General features: G+C 41.8%; 17 protein-coding genes and 2 pseudogenes. 5 read left to right on the top strand and 14 right to left on the bottom strand.

The features are described 5' to 3' along the window. Positions 1-561: 561 nt before the first annotated feature. From V7K25_RS09745 to V7K25_RS09735, 3 genes and pseudogenes are all read left to right on the top strand, one after another. Positions 562-1,096: pseudogene (locus tag V7K25_RS09745) on the top strand (ISAs1 family transposase). Between the two features lie 316 nt (positions 1,097-1,412). Further along, positions 1,413-1,535, top strand: a complete 123-nt coding sequence (locus tag V7K25_RS09740; RefSeq protein WP_335157342.1) for a hypothetical protein — start codon at positions 1,413-1,415, stop codon at positions 1,533-1,535. A gap of 209 nt (positions 1,536-1,744) precedes the next feature. Then, positions 1,745-2,218, top strand: coding sequence for a hypothetical protein (locus V7K25_RS09735; RefSeq protein ID WP_335157340.1), 474 nt, complete (start codon positions 1,745-1,747; stop codon positions 2,216-2,218). Between the two features lie 234 nt (positions 2,219-2,452). Here the strand turns inward: V7K25_RS09735 and V7K25_RS09730 are convergent, their stop codons facing one another. The 10 genes from V7K25_RS09730 to V7K25_RS09685 form a co-directional block, all read right to left on the bottom strand. Beyond that, positions 2,453-3,130, bottom strand: coding sequence for a class I SAM-dependent methyltransferase (locus V7K25_RS09730; RefSeq protein WP_335157338.1), 678 nt, complete (start codon positions 3,128-3,130; stop codon positions 2,453-2,455). 149 nt (positions 3,131-3,279) lie between these two features. Beyond that, positions 3,280-4,407 (bottom strand): hypothetical protein, encoded by a 1,128-nt coding sequence (locus V7K25_RS09725; RefSeq protein ID WP_335157336.1) that lies wholly within the window; start codon positions 4,405-4,407, stop codon positions 3,280-3,282. Between the two features lie 134 nt (positions 4,408-4,541). Continuing rightward, complete coding sequence (locus V7K25_RS09720; protein ID WP_335157334.1) at positions 4,542-4,904, bottom strand: CpeR family transcriptional regulator; 363 nt, start codon at positions 4,902-4,904, stop codon at positions 4,542-4,544. Further along, positions 4,882-5,505, bottom strand: a complete 624-nt coding sequence (locus V7K25_RS09715; RefSeq protein ID WP_335157332.1) for a chromophore lyase CpcT/CpeT — start codon at positions 5,503-5,505, stop codon at positions 4,882-4,884. The genes V7K25_RS09720 and V7K25_RS09715 overlap by 23 nt, the downstream gene beginning before the upstream one ends. Positions 5,506-5,842: 337 nt before the next feature. Continuing rightward, positions 5,843-6,373 (bottom strand): phycobiliprotein lyase, encoded by a 531-nt coding sequence (locus V7K25_RS09710; RefSeq protein ID WP_335157330.1) that lies wholly within the window; start codon positions 6,371-6,373, stop codon positions 5,843-5,845. A gap of 117 nt (positions 6,374-6,490) precedes the next feature. Continuing rightward, positions 6,491-7,252 carry a phycobilisome rod-core linker polypeptide gene (locus tag V7K25_RS09705; protein WP_335157328.1) on the bottom strand — a complete coding sequence of 254 codons (762 nt, stop codon included), beginning with the start codon at positions 7,250-7,252 and terminating at the stop codon, positions 6,491-6,493. Between the two features lie 100 nt (positions 7,253-7,352). After that, on the bottom strand, positions 7,353-8,102 hold the full coding sequence (locus V7K25_RS09700; RefSeq protein WP_335157326.1) for a phycobilisome rod-core linker polypeptide: 750 nt from the start codon (positions 8,100-8,102) through the stop codon (positions 7,353-7,355). 40 nt (positions 8,103-8,142) lie between these two features. Then, positions 8,143-9,003, bottom strand: coding sequence for a phycobilisome linker polypeptide (locus tag V7K25_RS09695; RefSeq protein ID WP_335157324.1), 861 nt, complete (start codon positions 9,001-9,003; stop codon positions 8,143-8,145). A 350-nt stretch (positions 9,004-9,353) separates the two neighbouring features. Next, positions 9,354-9,479 (bottom strand): hypothetical protein, encoded by a 126-nt coding sequence (locus tag V7K25_RS09690; protein ID WP_335157322.1) that lies wholly within the window; start codon positions 9,477-9,479, stop codon positions 9,354-9,356. Positions 9,480-9,719: 240 nt separating this feature from the next. Beyond that, positions 9,720-10,346: a Uma2 family endonuclease gene (locus tag V7K25_RS09685; RefSeq protein WP_335157320.1), complete on the bottom strand. Its 627-nt coding sequence runs from the start codon at positions 10,344-10,346 to the stop codon at positions 9,720-9,722. Between the two features lie 394 nt (positions 10,347-10,740). Between V7K25_RS09685 and V7K25_RS09680 the strand changes: the two genes are divergently transcribed. After that, positions 10,741-12,918 carry an ATP-binding protein gene (locus tag V7K25_RS09680; protein ID WP_335157318.1) on the top strand — a complete coding sequence of 726 codons (2,178 nt, stop codon included), beginning with the start codon at positions 10,741-10,743 and terminating at the stop codon, positions 12,916-12,918. Here the strand turns inward: V7K25_RS09680 and V7K25_RS09675 are convergent. Further along, the gene (locus tag V7K25_RS09675) at positions 12,887-13,267 is read right to left on the bottom strand and encodes a TonB C-terminal domain-containing protein (protein ID WP_335157316.1); all 381 of its coding nucleotides are present in this window, start codon (positions 13,265-13,267) and stop codon (positions 12,887-12,889) included. The genes V7K25_RS09680 and V7K25_RS09675 overlap by 32 nt on opposite strands. Positions 13,268-13,701: 434 nt before the next feature. Between V7K25_RS09675 and V7K25_RS09670 the strand changes: the two genes are divergently transcribed. Then, positions 13,702-13,899, top strand: coding sequence for a hypothetical protein (locus tag V7K25_RS09670; RefSeq protein WP_335157314.1), 198 nt, complete (start codon positions 13,702-13,704; stop codon positions 13,897-13,899). A 465-nt stretch (positions 13,900-14,364) separates the two neighbouring features. On the opposite strand, the gene V7K25_RS09665 is transcribed toward V7K25_RS09670, so the two are convergent. The 3 genes and pseudogenes from V7K25_RS09665 to V7K25_RS09655 all read right to left on the bottom strand — a co-directional run bounded on the left by V7K25_RS09665 (position 14,365) and on the right by V7K25_RS09655 (position 16,305). Next, positions 14,365-14,583, bottom strand: coding sequence for a hypothetical protein (locus tag V7K25_RS09665; RefSeq protein ID WP_335157312.1), 219 nt, complete (start codon positions 14,581-14,583; stop codon positions 14,365-14,367). 39 nt (positions 14,584-14,622) lie between these two features. After that, positions 14,623-15,220: pseudogene (locus V7K25_RS09660) on the bottom strand (diguanylate cyclase). Positions 15,221-15,282: 62 nt separating this feature from the next. Continuing rightward, positions 15,283-16,305, bottom strand: a complete 1,023-nt coding sequence (locus V7K25_RS09655; protein ID WP_335157310.1) for a tetratricopeptide repeat protein — start codon at positions 16,303-16,305, stop codon at positions 15,283-15,285. Between the last annotated feature and the right edge of the window lie 292 nt (positions 16,306-16,597).

Below are 16,597 nucleotides of genomic sequence, written 5' to 3'. Positions count from 1 at the left end.
TATTAAATCAGGGTGAGTTAGTTATTAAATGGCATCGAAAGATAAAAAACAAGGGTAATAGTGGCTATGTTGCAATTTAAATGCCGATTAGCTTAGTATCTTCAATTGTGCCAGTGTTCATATTCGACGGATGCAGAAAGCAGGGCAAACGCATCTAAATATTGACGAGCCTGAATCAGGATGAAATACACCAAGACTCAAACTAAATAAGGCTTTGAGGAAATTAAATCCCACTCACCTTGAAAATGATAATCATTGCGAGGGGGAGTTAGAGGCAGCCGACGGCTGCCTAAATTTTCACAGTCAGTTCTCCACTAAATAGCGTAGGTTTTCTCACAGTCTGATTCTCAATAGTTTTAGATTAATGACTAGGAATCACGAGAAAACCAGCGCAAAGAAAAACTCAATTTATGCGCTCGCTAGCGCGTTGGGCGGTTACGCCATCGAAAACTCTTCAAAGTGAACTTATGATGGCGTGAAAAGTCAGGACGGCTGCCTGTCAGAGAACATGGTATTCTCACATTTATCACAAAGAAGAATTACATTCTCCCAGCTCCTAAAATGAAGCTCAAACCAAAAATCACGATTGCTGACCATTTTTGGGGAATAGAAGACCCACGAATTGACCGCACTAAACGACACAATTTAATTGATATCATGACCATTGCTGTATGTGCTGTGATTTGTGGAGCGGATGGTTGGACGGCAATCGAGACGTATGGCTGTGCGAAGTATGAGTGGTTAAAAAGATTTTTAGAACTTCCAAATGGAATTCCATCACACGATAGATGGTGAAACAACGGTTGAAACCCATTATTTTATCAGTAGCCTTGAGTCAAATGCTAAACAGTTTGGTAATTCTATTCGTAGTCATTGGGGAATTGAGAATTCATTACATTGGATATTGGATGTCGCCTTGAAGGAAGATGACTGTCGGATTAGGAAAGATAATGCTCCACAGAATTTTGCAATTCTTAGACATATTGCAGTTAATCTTTTAGGTCAAGAGAAACGTGTCAAACGTGGAATAAAAAATAAACAGTTTCTCGCTGGACTGGATAACAATTATTTAGCAAGAGTTTTAGCATTAACATAAACTAATATATCAGAAATTAAATTTGAATATTTAGGAAAAATTTCACTTTTCCTCTAGATGAACATAGTTTTATAAACTCGAATCTTGAGCTATTTTAGTATCAATAAATAATTATTCAGCTTCAGATAAGGTAATTCATGTTTTTTGAGAATACTTCATTTATTTTCTTTATCATTTTATGCATTTTTACAATTATCTATGTCATTTTGAAATCTCTCTTAGTTTTTATTAGTAAATAAGGTGCGTTTCCCCTACTCCTAGATTGACTTAGCTGAGGACAAAAAGCATTAGAGGATGTTTGTCAAGCTTTTGAGAAATGATTTGCATCAACTTGCTCCCGGTTAGCCAAGCACCTGCTGCGGAAACTGTGAATACTAACCCGTTCAATGCCCAGCCGCGCACAAGTATCTCTGAGAAATTTATCAGTGCTGAGAAATAAAAAATACCTCTCAAGTAATAGATGTATTCTGTGCTGTGATAGAGGATTTTCTGTTCCTACTTCAGTATTATATGTAGACAAGGGAATTGTTAGAGAAATCATAATTTCTCTGCTATTTACCTAATGTTTAGCGTATCTTGCTTAGAGATAAACAATTTTTAAGGTCATGTTGGTAGTAGATAAATAGTCTTATAATCACGATAGCAAACATGAATAACACAAACGAAGTTAGTAGTAATAATAATTTGGATCGGCAGGAGATAGAGAATGAAACTGATATGTCTTCGTCATCTAATGAACTGATACAGACAAAAAAAACAATTAATATAGATGGTCAGCGTCCAGTCGATCCAAGTAATTTTGAAATAAAAGAAACAATTAATATAGATGGTCAGCGCCCAATTGGTAAGAATGAAAACGATTATGATAAAACAATTAATATAGATGGGCAACGCCCGATTGCTAAGAGCGCTTTTCAAGAACATGAGATGCTAAATGTAGACGGTAAGCGTCCAATTGACCCTAGTGATTTAAATGTTGAGGAGATTCTTGACATAGACGGTCAACGTCCAATCACTAAGAGTAATTTGCAAGTTCAGGATACTCTAGAGATAGATGGTAGCCGCCCAATAGTTTCAGAGCACACTACTGAAGAGCAAATACTAACGGATTATGTAGATTAAAAGCACGACTTTCGTTGATACTGTAAACTAGTTAATATAAAACAAGGGCACGCAGTTATCTACATTATCATACACTTTTGTATTATGCTTTTGCTAACCTGTTTAGTGTATGCAATAAGATAAAGTTTTTAGTAAGTTGTCAAGGGAATCTGACAGTTGCATGAAGCATTTGCAATTTGTAGTAGTTTGCCAAGAAAGGTAGATAGCCGTAAAGAGCAAATATGTCTAAATACTTTACTTTCGCTCAAAGATAAAAATAATTGAAATCGGTTTGTTTGTCTTGGGATCACACGGCTCGTATAAATTTAGCAATCGGTAATTCAAAGCATGAAACTGGTTGATCCATGATTCGAGAGTTCTAAAATACCAAGGAGTAGGGTAAAATGGCTGATCTGCAATTGCTTGCCATGAAGTTTTGCGCCACTCATTGGAGTATATAGAGTCACCGCAAGCAATTATCGGATGAAGCGTTTGAATGATTATTTTGCCTTTATCCTCTAACAAATTATCGCCTGCCTTGGCAATCTTATCAAGAGCGCATTCGCCTAGAATTGAAAAGTTGCAAATAAAGCAAGAGAAATAGTTGATGGTGCTAAATCTTTGTGATGCAAGATCCGAGTACAAACAGACAACAAAGCGAGAATCACCACTATGTCTTGCTGCCTCAATGAGATCGGCACAAAAATCAACACCCCAGCCATCAAATCCTAAAGAAAAAAGCTGTCGAGACAACCATCCCTCACCGCATCCAATATCTAAGAATGTTTTTGGATTAAGTTGGCTTACTGCTTTGACTATAGCGGCATATGTGGCGATCGCACGACTATAAATTTGTTTATTACGAATTGCTTGTGTCCATAACAAAGCATTCATCTGCCATGAGTCAAGGATTCGTTTTTCATTCTCGTCCATACAACACTGCTCAAATAGCACGAATATTTTTATATTTTAAAAACATAAATAATGCAGCCAGATGCAGGATTTCCACTATTTCCAAGAATCGCAGTTTTGCTAGTTGACCAAATACCCAAAATATGTATATTTTTATCCAGTGATAACAGCTATCTAACGTGGGTTCCAACACCAAGAAGAAAGCCTGTCTCTTTAAGCAGCAGACGTAGTTCTGCGTGAGGAAGTTTTGTGTCCTTGTTGTTATTTTCCCACATATCAGAAAAGAAGTCTTGCATCAACGCAATGATGCTGCGGTACTTGACGATGCTGGCAACATAAAACTCATCTAACTTCATCACCCCATCAGCATGTATCTGCTCGATGTTGTCAAGTAATATAGACCGCACTTCATAGGGTTTTAAGCCTTCTTTTATACTATATTTTTCCATAATCTTGTGTTTATCGTTATCCGAACATAAATCATACGATGATTGAATAAGATGACCAAGATTCCGCAGGACTTCTCCATAGTCGTAAAATGTGTTCTGCTTAAAGAAAAACTCTTCATCTGTAGTCAACGTAAAACTCTTGTCTAGTACCAAACCAAAATCGGTCAAATATATCCGCTTACCGTCGGTGAGGATGTTGCGAAAATGTGCATCAAAGTGGATGATTCCCTTCGTTCTCAAAAAGTTAATCGTTGTGCGTAAATCATCCAGGGGTTTCTGAAGTTTGTTGGGGTTTAAGAACAGCCATGTTTCCAGAACATGCGGTATGTACTCTAGAAACAAAAGCAACTCATAGTTGGCGTTCGCTCTATCTAACACATAATTTCCGGCGTTGGTACTATTACCCCAGTACTCTACGTAACTTTTTAGACGTGACCTATCGACATCTGCACGCTGCCCAGAGAAGGGAATAATCCGATAATGGTACATCAGTGGGAAGGTGGCAATTGCCCCTGACAATACCCAGTTGGTTGTCTTGATATGGGTTACAAGTTCCCGGAAGACCCCAAAACCAGTGGAACCGAAGCCGTAATTACAGTAAGTCGGTAAGTTATAAATGTTTCTGGTGGAGAACAGGTTGTCAAATTCGATGTTTGTAACCGGAACACGTTTCACAAAGACCTTGGATTTCCCAAGGACAATGGTGTGATTCATCCCCCAACCCGTGCTTGACTCATTCGACTCACTATTGTCAAACAGATAACGCAATTGTGCATTATCTAACTGAGCTATTTGTGAACTAAGTTTGAAGTACTTCTTCTTTCTAAGTTCTATATGCTTTTTAGCCATTTACCCCGTCCAGCCACAGCATGAGAAACCGTAAAACTATTCTGAGTATTTTAACTAATTGACAAAAACCGCTTTATCTCAGCCTATCTGTGATTGGCGATCGCTTTTGAAGAAAACTTTGCGATTTACTGACTTTAAGCCTGCTCATCAAATCGGCTGCGAAAGCCTCCATATTTTATCCAATATTGTTTCAAATTGTGGCAAGGTGTATGCAAACTGGCTCTTGCTTGATACAAAATCACTTGACGATGAGCGCCCATCCAAATTTTATTACTTGGGTCAACCGAAATAATAGTACCTCCTAACGCTCCCACACATTGGGAAAAACGCTCAATAGCACTATAATCTACGGTTTCAAAAACAAAGAAATGACCTGAACAAATTAAATGCCTGCTGCGAATCCAGCACTGCATTTTTTTCTGCGCTTCTGGGGGTAGCATATTTGCTTTAATGTCCAGATTAGGCAGGGAAAGATCATAGGATATTTGGGACTTCATGGGCGAAACCCTCCCGCTTTTCAAACCGCAAAGCCCCAAAGCTAGATCCCCAAACCTGCTCGTTTGTATTGACATCCAGCCCTCTATCTAGGCTTACCCAAGTAGTTTGTGTGATTTCGACGTAACTATCGAGATAAGTCTGGCAGCCATTTTTCTCAATTAAGCACAAGTTTCCAGGCTCAACAGCACCTATAAATCTATCTCCCTCCCGTTTGAAAATCATCGAGCAGTTATATCTGCGTGCGATACAATCTGGGGTGATGGTTTTAAGAATGCTTAACTCACGGGCTGCACCAGCATAGTAAAGGGCATTTTTTAAACTGTAGTTTTCGATATAAATCTCATCGCCACGATCTACTAAGCGATGTACTCCCTGTCTATAAGGTCTCCACAAATCATAGTCATAAACCTGTTCTGAATAAAGCCCGATTCCTGAGAAGAATTCAAACGGTAATGGACGAAATAATACGTGAATATGGGCGTAATCTTTAGGATTTTCAAATGCCTGTTTATAATTGCTGAAATCCCCTGACATCCAACGAGCTAGGGTGATTAAATGATTCGATGTACTGTCGCGGATATGTGGTGGTGAAGAATTCATAAGTAGATGAGGATAAATAAACAATACAGAATTTGTTTTCTAAATAGGACTTACGCAAAAACACTCTCAAACTCTCATTCCTCCGTGACCTCTGCGCCCTCTGTGGTTCGTTTTCCGTTACCCGTGCGTAAGTCCTACTAAAGTTGCTTTTCTTGGGATTTGCCCAAGACCGCAGTTTCTGCAAAATTCAAAATTATGACTTTAACATATGGCAAAAGTGTCTATTAAAAAACTAATGACATAACGAAACTAACGTGGTCAATTCATATTGAGACTTACGCTCTGACGTTGTATATATATGACTAGAAATATCTAGAGAGCCATTTTTGGATCTAGTTTATTTGTGAATATTCTGGCGGATTTCGGAAGAAAAAGAGGCGGTGACAACTCCTGTACCAGCGCTGGTTTTAATTAGAGAAACCCGACAACGGACATTGGGATTGACAAACCATATCTTTTCTTCGGCGGCGGCGCGATCGTAGGCGGTGACTAGTACGAATGTGCTGTCTTCTGTTAAGTAATAATCGCCAGCCGCTGCGATCGTTTCAGCATAGCCTTGATCGCGCAGAAGTTTACCACGATGGGGATGAGTTGGATCGGGGATAGGAACTAGGACGCAACTACCTTTGATTTCATTTTCATCCCAGTCTGATTGGCCTTCCCAACTCATCCGAAAGGGAGACACAACTGTTTGAGGATCAATGTTATAGGCTTTACACAAGTCAATTACTGCCGGATCGTTATCTGGGAGAGCAATGATATCTATCTCAGACTGTACGGCTTCAAAGTGACTAAATGCTAAATGATGGGCACTGCGTTGCGATCGCCAACGCCCAATAGAATTTGCAACAAACTCTGTAATATTCATCAACTCTTTGGTTTGTGTTTTTAGCTATTTGCTTTTGGATTGGAGAATCTCCCAATTTCCCCTTACAGATCATCCATATACAAAATTTTAGGGCTGGAAAATTCTCCATTGGTAGCGTTAAGCTATTTCTGTGATACTAAGAATCTTGCCTCCTGTTTTCTGAATGCTCTGAATTTTTTGGGCTAGCTGGTTGTATCCCACGTCAAAGGTTGCCATGCTTTTAGTCACCCGAACACCAAAATTGGCTTTGGAGACAGCGACGCGGAACCGCTTCCCTGTATTGCTGATAGCACCGGAACCACCTGCTGGGGAAACAATTTTGGTCGCCAGGTTAACGCCAATGTCGCTAATCAATTTTGCTGATTTGCCCAAATCATTGGCAGCAAATCCCCGCATCAATGCGAAGGTACGGTTAAAACCGACATTCTTGACCCCAGTTTGGGTACGATTACCACGGGCAGAGGGTACAATATTGTCGCCAAAACTCCTGATATATTCGTCGCTGTCAATGTAGGAGTTTATTTCTGCTGCGTAGCCCTGAGTGTTGTAAATTTGCACATGTTCTGCCACTTCAGACTGATCTTGGGGGGCGCGACCGAGCAAATGTTTGAAGTTTAATTCGATAAAACGATAGGGAGAGGAAGTTTCAAAAAACAGCGAACGGTATAGATCGGATTGAGCCACGGCTCTGACGAAGCCAGTAACAGTAATGTCACCATTCCGCAATTGAGACTCTGCACTGGTAAGCCGTTGGTTTTCAAATACATGAGCATTGCCCAAAACTTGCCGATACACTGCTCGAATCGCGGCTTGCAGATCATTCTCGGTGGCGTTGTTGGGGCGTAATTCAAAGGACTCAGCTTCTATCCAAAGTGCCATGTTAATGCCTCCTAAATTTAGGATTTTCGTGTGATTTTTTGAAAAATTGCAAATTAAAAAAGTTAATCGTCTTGGTGGGCAATGCCCACCTTGTTAAAGGTTACACAATTTCAGTAATACTGACGATTTTGCCAGAAGTACGATGAATCCTCTGAATTTGCGGGGTCATTTTACTAGCTGGAACAATGTACTCAGTCGTACTGATGCGGCGGGGGCTGTCGAATTTGGAACCCGTCACTACGATTTTGAACCGTTTTTCGGTGCCAGAACCAATCACAGTTGCCGAAGAGGCTTTAATGGTATTGGCACTGTTGGTTGCAACTGCATAAACCAATTGGGCAGTTTTAACTGAACTGTCAATTTGAGCAGGGCCGCGATCGAGAGCAAATATCCGGTTGTAGCCCACTTGCTTGAAGTTGGCTTCGCTGCTTTTACCGCGATCGTAAGGTACTACGTTTTCGCCAAAGGCTGCTTGATATTCACTGCTATCGATGTAAGAATCAATTTCAGCATCGTAGCCCTCGGCGACAGTGCGAACAATATGCTCGGAAACTTCTCTTTGATCCTGGGGTGCGCGACCAAGCAAGTGCAGAAAGTTAAGTTCTACAAAACGGTAGGGAGCGCAAGACTCAAAGTAGCGGGTACGATAAAAATCAGACTTGGCAACGGCGCGAACAAATTCCCGCACAGTGATGGAGCGATCGCACAATTGTGATTCTGCTCTCACCAACCGCTCACTCTCCATGACATGAGGGTTGCCTAAAACTTGTTTGTAAACTGTACGGATGATAGTTTGAACTTCCTCTAAGTCACTAGCGGGCCAAAGTTCAAGAATTGTCTGGGATGCCATTGAAATCTATGTTCCTCAATTTTTTAGTTTGCACCTGAATTTATATAGCAGTGATACTTGCTATCACACCCCCCTGCTGGTGAATCCGTTGATACTCTTGAGAGAGCTTTTCGTATGGCACCAGAAAGACTTGGTTGGAACGGCGAAACTTGGAAATATTATTGAAGGTTTTGGCACGATAACCTGTGACTTCAATGCGGTAAACTTTACCACCAGCACTAGCATTGACTCCAAGACGAGTCCGCGCACCAGTAGGAGGTGGAGAGAAGGTTGCTCCAGCACTAGCAGGTGAAATTACTGCTGTAGGTGTGCCTTGAATTACTAATGAATTTAGCTTGGGAGCCTTGCCCGACAGGTCACCCTTCAGGCTGCTGCTGGAAGCACCCCGCACTAACTGAAAGGTGTGAGTAAATTGCACCATGCTCTGAAGCGCTTCGGTTTTATAGCCTCGGATGTAAGGCACAAAGTTTTCGCCAAAGGTAGATTGATACTCATCACTATCGAGATAAGAATCAATTTCAGCTTCAAACCCTTGAGTATCAAGAATGGTGCTGTGTGCCCGCATTTCTTCTAAATCTAGCGGTGGACGACCCAGCAGATGGCGGAAGTTGAGTTCGATCGCCCGATAGCGCGCACAACTGGTGAAAAAGCGAGAACAATAGAGTTCAGATTTAGCCACTGCTCTGACAAACTCGCGGACGCTCAATTCACCCCGCTTAAACTGGGATTCGGGCACAGCAAGCCGCTCACTTTCCATCACATAGGCATTGCCTAATACTTGCCGATAGACTGCCTGAATAATTGTTTCTACTTCTTCTTCTGAGCGACCCGATACCCACTCAACGGGAGGGGTTTCATCAAATAAACTTACTCCCAGGCGTGAAGCTGGTCCAAATGGCATTAATTGTTTCTCCTGTTAACGAAAGTTTAAGAAAATTGTTTCAATTTATAAATAAATTTCAGATTGCTCACCCAGTCCAATCAAATTGCTGGATTAATTTGTTGCAACTTAAATTGCCAGCTTCTATAAGCATGGAAGTTTTGATTTCCTAAATGCTCAAGCTTTTTAGGCGTTTTATCCGCTTGGTTATGATCATTTTCTTATGAGCGCGTAACGATAAGCATCAAGATTTGTAAAGTTTGAAAAAATGAGAGAATTTTGCACTCAGTTTGCACAAATGATTTTAATTTTAATGGGGATAGGGCATTGGGCAATAGTCAAGCATCTCCCTTGTCCTCCTTGTCCATAGTTCACTCCGTCGCCCTGGCGCGGATTAACAAATCTATTCCAATAAAATTGTCTGTCATAGTTTCCAGATTACCTGTGGCTGCTGCGATCGCTAGAGAAGTCCAACTACCGATGTTGGTGGTATCCATTTAGGCAGCCAGTTCAATTAATGCTTTCACCGTATAAATATGCCCATTATGCTTTCTTGAGTTCAATTTTGAATACACTATCTGCGGGTTTCTGGGCGATAGTGGCATCCCAAGCGATCGCCTGCAAAAATACATCACCAGAGTGCTTCTTAACTTTCTGCTATATTTGAGTTGTTACGCTGCATTTTTACTTTGGGTTAACCAGGACTAATTTACTACAGTAGTCGAATGATGGCGATTTTATCTACTAGCCCTCAACACCTGTTCAGCCCTCAATTTTAAATCTGGGAAGGTTAGAGAGACGATAGTCTGATTGCCTCGAAACTGCTGAATTTCATACTCCCCATTCACTAGCGTACAGATAGAGAGGGTGGGTTGTTTGGGCTTCCCAATGTGTCGAGTACCACCATTAGCTGCGTAGTCTGCAATCCAATATTCGGGAATGCCTAAAACCGCGTAGTCTTCAACCTTACGGGCATAATCATTTTGCCAGTTGCTACTAACAACTTCCGCCACAAATTTAATCGAACTGCCCAGTGTCAGGATTGACTGCTCAGACCAAAGCGGTTCTTTGATAAGTTCATCTGGATCGACAACTGCAACATCAGGTCGAAATGCTGTCATACCAATGTTAGAAGGGCGCAATAGTCCTCGCTGAAGGACAAACCAAGGTAAGCCTGCTCCGTCGATCTGGACACATATCTTTGTGGTAATGAAGGCTGCAACCTCTTCATGCATGCCTGTTGGTTCCAAGTCAAACACCTCTCCATCGATCAGTTCATAGCGGTTATCGCCACTATAACGGGCGAGAAACTCGTCAAAGGTGAGTGGCTGCTGTTGTATTGGTTGGTTGATCGCAATAGTCATAGGTCAACTTAGCCCAATCAATGCCTTCAGTCTACCAGATGGAATATGTAGGCAACCCAATACGGTTCGGATAAGCAGGGGAAGCAGGGGAGCTAGGGGCTGCCACTGTACCTAATAACAGCCGTAAATGCTGTATTTGCACGGGGGAAGTTTAGGCTAACGCAATCTGTCACAAAAAATCAACAGCGATGCCTGCGGCGGGCTTCTCTACGAGACGCTACGCGTAGCTTGCTTCCACGAAGTGGTACGCCTACGCACAAATGTCTGAATAAAGAATTTTTCCGTATAATATTCCTATTGAGAGTATTAAATTTTCTAACATTAACTTAACCAAATTTGAACTTTACATAAGTTCAGTAAAAAATGGAAATGTCCCCTTGCATTATAGATGTAGGTGTCTAAACGTTCCTCGAAGCAGCGATTCCTTCTCTCCGAGACGCTACGCGAACGGAAAGCTTCGCTAACGCAATCTGGTGCGAAAAAATCTAAACATCAACGACGAACTCAGAAGCGTCTGATTCAAACTTTATTTAAGAACGCCCATGATGCGATCGCTCTAATTGACGATCGCTTATGTTTCATAGATATGAATATTGCTGCTTGTGATTTACTCGGTTTATCACGTAAGCAACTCAAAGGGCAAGCTTTAGCTAATTTCATCACTGCGGAATTTACTCGTCAACCCAACTCTCTTAGTTTTCCACCGGGACAATCATTGATGGGGGAACTGTTAGTTTCATCTTCTGCCCAGAACCCGCGAGAGATGGAGTATACCTTAATACCTAACGTACTTCCCTACTGTCATCTACTGCTATTACGAGATATTAGTCAGCGCCGAGAATCAATGCAGGCGGAATTACGACAGCAACAGCAACGGGTAGAACTGTTTTCGGAAGTGACGCTGAAAATTCGCCAGTCGTTACAGCTAAAGGAAATTCTGCATACCACCGTCACGGAAGTGCAACGGATTCTGCAAGCCGATCGCGTGCTAATTTATCAGGTATTGCCAGATGGTACAGGAAAAACCATCAGCGAAGCAGTTTTACCAGATTATCCCACACTGATGCATCTAGAATTTCCTGAAGAAGTTTTTCCCCAAGAGTATCAACAACTGTATGCTCAGGGACGGGTGCGTGCAACCCCAGATGTACACGATCCGGCGGCTGGCTTGGCAGATTGTTTGGTGGAATTTGTCGATCAATTTCAGATCAAAGCCAAATTAATTGTACCGATTGTGCAAAACCTCAATGCCCAGTCACAGAATCACCTTTGGGGTTTGTTAATCGCGCACCAATGCGACAGCGTTCGCCATTGGGTGGATTTTGAGTTGGAATTGATGCAACAACTAGCCGATCAAATCAGTATTGCTTTATCTCAAGCCCAACTACTGGAACGCTTAGAAGAAGTTGTAGCAGCTCGCACCGCAGAATTGCAAGAGGAAATTAATGTGCGGATGCAGGTAGAAGCGGCACTGCGACAGAGTGAGGAACAATTGCGCTTAATTACCAATGCGCTACCAGTACTGATCGCCTATGTGGACGATCAACAACAATATCGCTTTAATAATCAAGCATATCAGGATTGGCTGGGGCAATCTCCTAAAGAAATTTATGGTTCCCATCTGCATCAGGTTTGGGGAGAAGATTGCTACCAAAGAATGCAAGTTTATGTAAAAACAGCTTTATTTGGGCAAGCCGTCAACTATGAAAATGATATTCTTTTAAAAGATGGGAGTTGGCGATCGGTTGATGTAACTTACATCCCTGATGTGGATGACCAGAACACCGTGAAGGGATTTTTCGCCTTGAGTAGTGATATTAGCGATCGCAAAGCCATTGAAAGGATGAAAGATGAATTCATTTCTGTAATTAGTCATGAATTGCGGACTCCCCTAACTTCGTTGCATAGTGCCCTGAAAATCTTAGCTACAGGGCGATTGGGCAGTCTCTCGACCGAAGGACAACAAATGCTAGGAATTGCCGATGACAGCACTGAACGGTTAGTGCGTTTAGTCAACAACGTCCTCGATTTACAGCGAATTGAGTCCGGCAAAGTCATCATAGAGTGCCAAGCCTGTAATGCTGCTAATTTGATGATCCAAGCAGCAGAGGCAATGCAAGCAATGGCACAGCAGCATGAAATCACTCTAGTCAAACAACCACAAGATATCTCAGTGTGGGCAGATGCAGATTATATCTTGCAAGCTTTAACCAATTTACTCAGTAATGCCATCAAGTTTTCATCCCCTGGAGGGACTGTTTGGCTAACCGTAGAACAAGAGCAAGGTTCCCCAAACCTCCCCAGAGAATTGGTGTTTCGGGTGCGAGACGAAGGGCAAGGCATTCCTGCTGACCAACTCGAACGGATCTTTGAACGGTTTCAACAAGTAGATTCATCAGATTCCCGCAAAAAAGGTGGTACTGGTTTAGGGCTGACCATCTGTCGCAAAATTATTGAACAACACAACGGCAGAATTTGGGCTGAGAGTACTCCAGGGTGTGGAAGTACCTTTGCATTTACATTACCTACCCTTGAGTGCGTCAATGAAGAGGCAGGGGGCAGGGGGAAATGACTTTTGACTTTTGACTTTTGACTTTTGACCTCCCCGAACGCGAACAGCGTCTCCAAGAGTTGAGGCTGAACTCTTCATCAGTTACACTGAATCCAGAGGTTTGTGCAATATTGAGATTGCTAACTTGACCTGAACGGTTAATAGTGAAGTTAAGCACCGTTCGCCGATTAGACTGGCTCATTCCTGGTAGCCACTGCTGCCGAACGCGTTGCTTTAGTTTGTTTAAGTAAGAGGTAAGGTCTATATCTTGACTGCGAGCATCAATACCAGAAGTAGCTTGGCGATCGCGGTTGGAATTAGCCAAGGCTGCCAGATCATCACCACGATAATTCTGACTAGATATACTCACAGTACCACCTAACAAACTTGCTGCACCTGTTTTTAGAGATGACTGAGCTTGGGTCGGTGTTCGCGCACTTAATCTAGTTGTCGATTGCCCTAACTTGTTAGGGTTGCTGGGTACTGGTAATGTCGTAGCTCTTTCAATCGCTGTTTTTCTCTGTGTTACGTTTTATTAGCAGGAACTTCAACTACCTCGATTGGAATCTCTTGGGCAATTTCTTGCTTCGGCTCACGCATCAAAGCTCTGTACCAATATTTGCTCCCTATTAATAAAATTGAGTGCAATAGAATAGAAGTAATTAGACCTTGGAGCATATCGATAGAGCGCACGCTCCGATGGTACAGAAATTTATCAGAATCAGCCATGTGATTGTACTTTCTTTAATAGCAGCCTCAACAGTCTATTTATAGAGTACAAGCTTCTGTTATTTTGGGTTATCTATGACTCTAAAAAACAGCAGACGATCGCTCCAAGCGATCGCACTTCCCGAATCTTCACGCCAATTTTTCCACCAATACGCTACTCACTACTCCAATAGCCTCTATATCAGTAGGGTTTTCGGCAATCTTGGGATTAGGCACTGCCTAGCGATTCGCATTTATGAACATCTGGATATATGCAGTTGCTGCAACCCTTAACTGTTAAATCTTCTAGTTTCAGTCTTCTGATATAGTGGTGATAAATTGTAGAATTTTCGCAGCCCCAGAATCAAGAAACCAGTTTTGATAACAACCAAGGTTAAGAACCAACGAAAAAATCAACATTTCTCGTTTGGTTTAGTTTAAAAGTTTCTGAAAAATCTCAGTACAGATCGAAAAGCCTAATTCCTTATTCCCTACTCCCTACTCCCCACTTCCCGCCCACGTAGATAATTTCATAAATCAAATACGATTCCTATATGCTTGTAAGAATGTGGGAGTATGTCAAGTCGCTTCGCTCCAATTAAAAATTAAAAAATTAAAAATTGCAATAAGTGGGGGATTGTACCCCAAATTAATTAAAAAAAGGTCAAGTTTAAATTGATGGCTCAACAAGTTTGTAGTAAGCACTAAAGTGCTTACTACAAACCTTCAAAACTAGCTTGATAAAGTAGTCAGAGTATGCTAGTCAATGGAAATCTGTTGAGGCCCACTTGCTTTGCCATTATTTGCATCTGTTGTGGTGCTGGTGTAACTATTGGAGCGGGTCTGTTGATCCAGCCAGCTTTTTACAGGATCTTCTGCAAGATTAAGCCGAAGCACACCAGAGAATAACCCACCGACAAATGAGACTGGATGCTGGATAAATTCTTTGAATATAGGTGACAATTCACTAATGAACATTTAGAGACTCCTGGCGGTGCCGTAAAGAATTATTACTTCTTAATTGATCGTAACCTGTTGAGCAATATATGGTTTGCGGGAACGAAAGATACAAATTTTGTCTGCCATGAACTGTTCTCCCCCTGTCCCCTTTCGTCTTCCTTGACCGATTAATATTGCAGACCGCTCGCTATACATAGACTCACATGTAGCTATTTCTTCACTACTTTTATGCCATTTATAGTTCCAGGTCGAGCCAACTAGTACGTTATTGTGCCTGAAGCGATCGCGTCCTGTTGCCTTTGCCTGATACAATGCTTTATCCGCCGCCGTAATTATTTCTTCAAAGTTAGAACCCGGATCGGGAATTGCTGTGGACAACCCAGCACTGAGGGTTATATGAGAACTAACTTGTGAATGACTATGAGTTATTGCCAATCTCCGCACCGCAAAGCAAATTCTCTCGGCAATTTTCAAATCACCAAGTTCGTCTGTGTCAGGCAAAATCACAGCAAATTCTTCCCCACCGGGCGACTAAATCAGCAGGGCGTTGAACAATATTTTTAATGGCTTTAGAAATTTCTATAAGAGCGCGATCGCCTGCCTGATGACCATAGGTATCATTGTAAGATTTGAAAAAATCTACATCAAGGGGGATGAGAGAACAACAAAATTCCCGACTTCTTGAAGAAGTCGGGAATCTGAGTCTGCTGCATCAATCTACAGAGAATCTATAAACTGCCGTACTTTTTCCAGGAGTGGCTGATATTCGATTTGCTCTGCTAACTCTTGGGCGTTTTGGTAGCACGATCGCGCCATTTTTTTGCGTTTCGTTGTGGCGTACAGGCTTCCCATATTCAGCAAAGTTGAAATTTCTCCCAGGCCATCGCCAAGTTGTTGATAAATCGCAATGCCTTGCTTATAGAACTTCATTGCTTGCCGATGCTCTGACAGAGTGCTATAGGTATAACCAATGTTATGAAGCGTTGTTGCCTCACCAGAGCGATCGCTGATTTCTCGACGTGTCAAAAGAACTTGATAGTAAAGCAATAGCGCTTGTTTCGGTTTTCCTAGATCGCTATAGATTGAGGCAATGTTATTTAAAGTGGTTGCTTCGCCAACCAAATTCTTGACTGCTCGTTGAATTGGAAGCGCTGCTTGAAAAAATTCTAGAGCTTCCTCAAACTTGCCTAAAACGTTGTAAGCAAACCCAATACCATTTAGGGTTGTTGCCTCACCAGAAAAGTCACCTAACAATCGGCGCATCCTCAAAATTTGGTGTTGTAGCAATAGTGCGCGTTTCGGTTCTCCTAACCGGGTATAAATTAGTGCTACATCATTAAGAGTAGAAATTTCACTTTGAGTATCTTGCGATCGCCTCAAGATTGGTAGTGCTTGGTTAAAACATTCCAACGCTTGCGAAAAACGTCCAAGACGGCTGTATGTAGAACCCAGATTGCTAAATGCAGTTGCTTCTGCTGGCGCGTTGCCAATTTCAACAGCAACCGAAAGCGCCTGATGGAAGCGCTCTAATGCTTTTTGAGGTTGCCAGCAACTGAGGTGAGCTAAACCAAGGTCGTTTAATGTATAACCTTCTCTGGCTCTGTCTGGAATTGATCTAGCCAAGTGTAAATTCTCCGTTGCCAGATCCAGAGACTCTTGAAATCTCCCCCTCTGGTAGTAGCGGCTTGCTTCATCACGACGTTGTTCCCACTCTTTGACTCGATTTAAAGGTTGCGTCATCTGACCTCAGTTGCATTCTGCGATAAATAGGCAGGACATCTTTTAGGAATGAACCTCTCTTAGGTTTCCCAAATTTTAACCTTAATTATCTACCTTTAGATATAAGACTTAAACAGAAAAATATGGTAAAACTTCATACTTATGGGATGTATATGAAGTAATTAATACAAATAACCTAGTAGTAACCCACAGCTATGCGCCCCTACCAAAGACCTAAAGCATATATTTTCTATAGCTTTATTGAGTTTGCAGCAGTGGGTTTTTATATGTAGCAGTTTGTTCGCCCATGATT

The sequence above is a fragment of the Nostoc sp. genome (assembly GCF_036919495.1).
Classification (GTDB): Bacteria; Cyanobacteriota; Cyanobacteriia; order Cyanobacteriales; family Nostocaceae; genus Nostoc.
The sequence above is the reverse complement of the archived record's forward strand: the minus strand, read 5'-3'. Positions and strand labels throughout refer to the sequence as shown.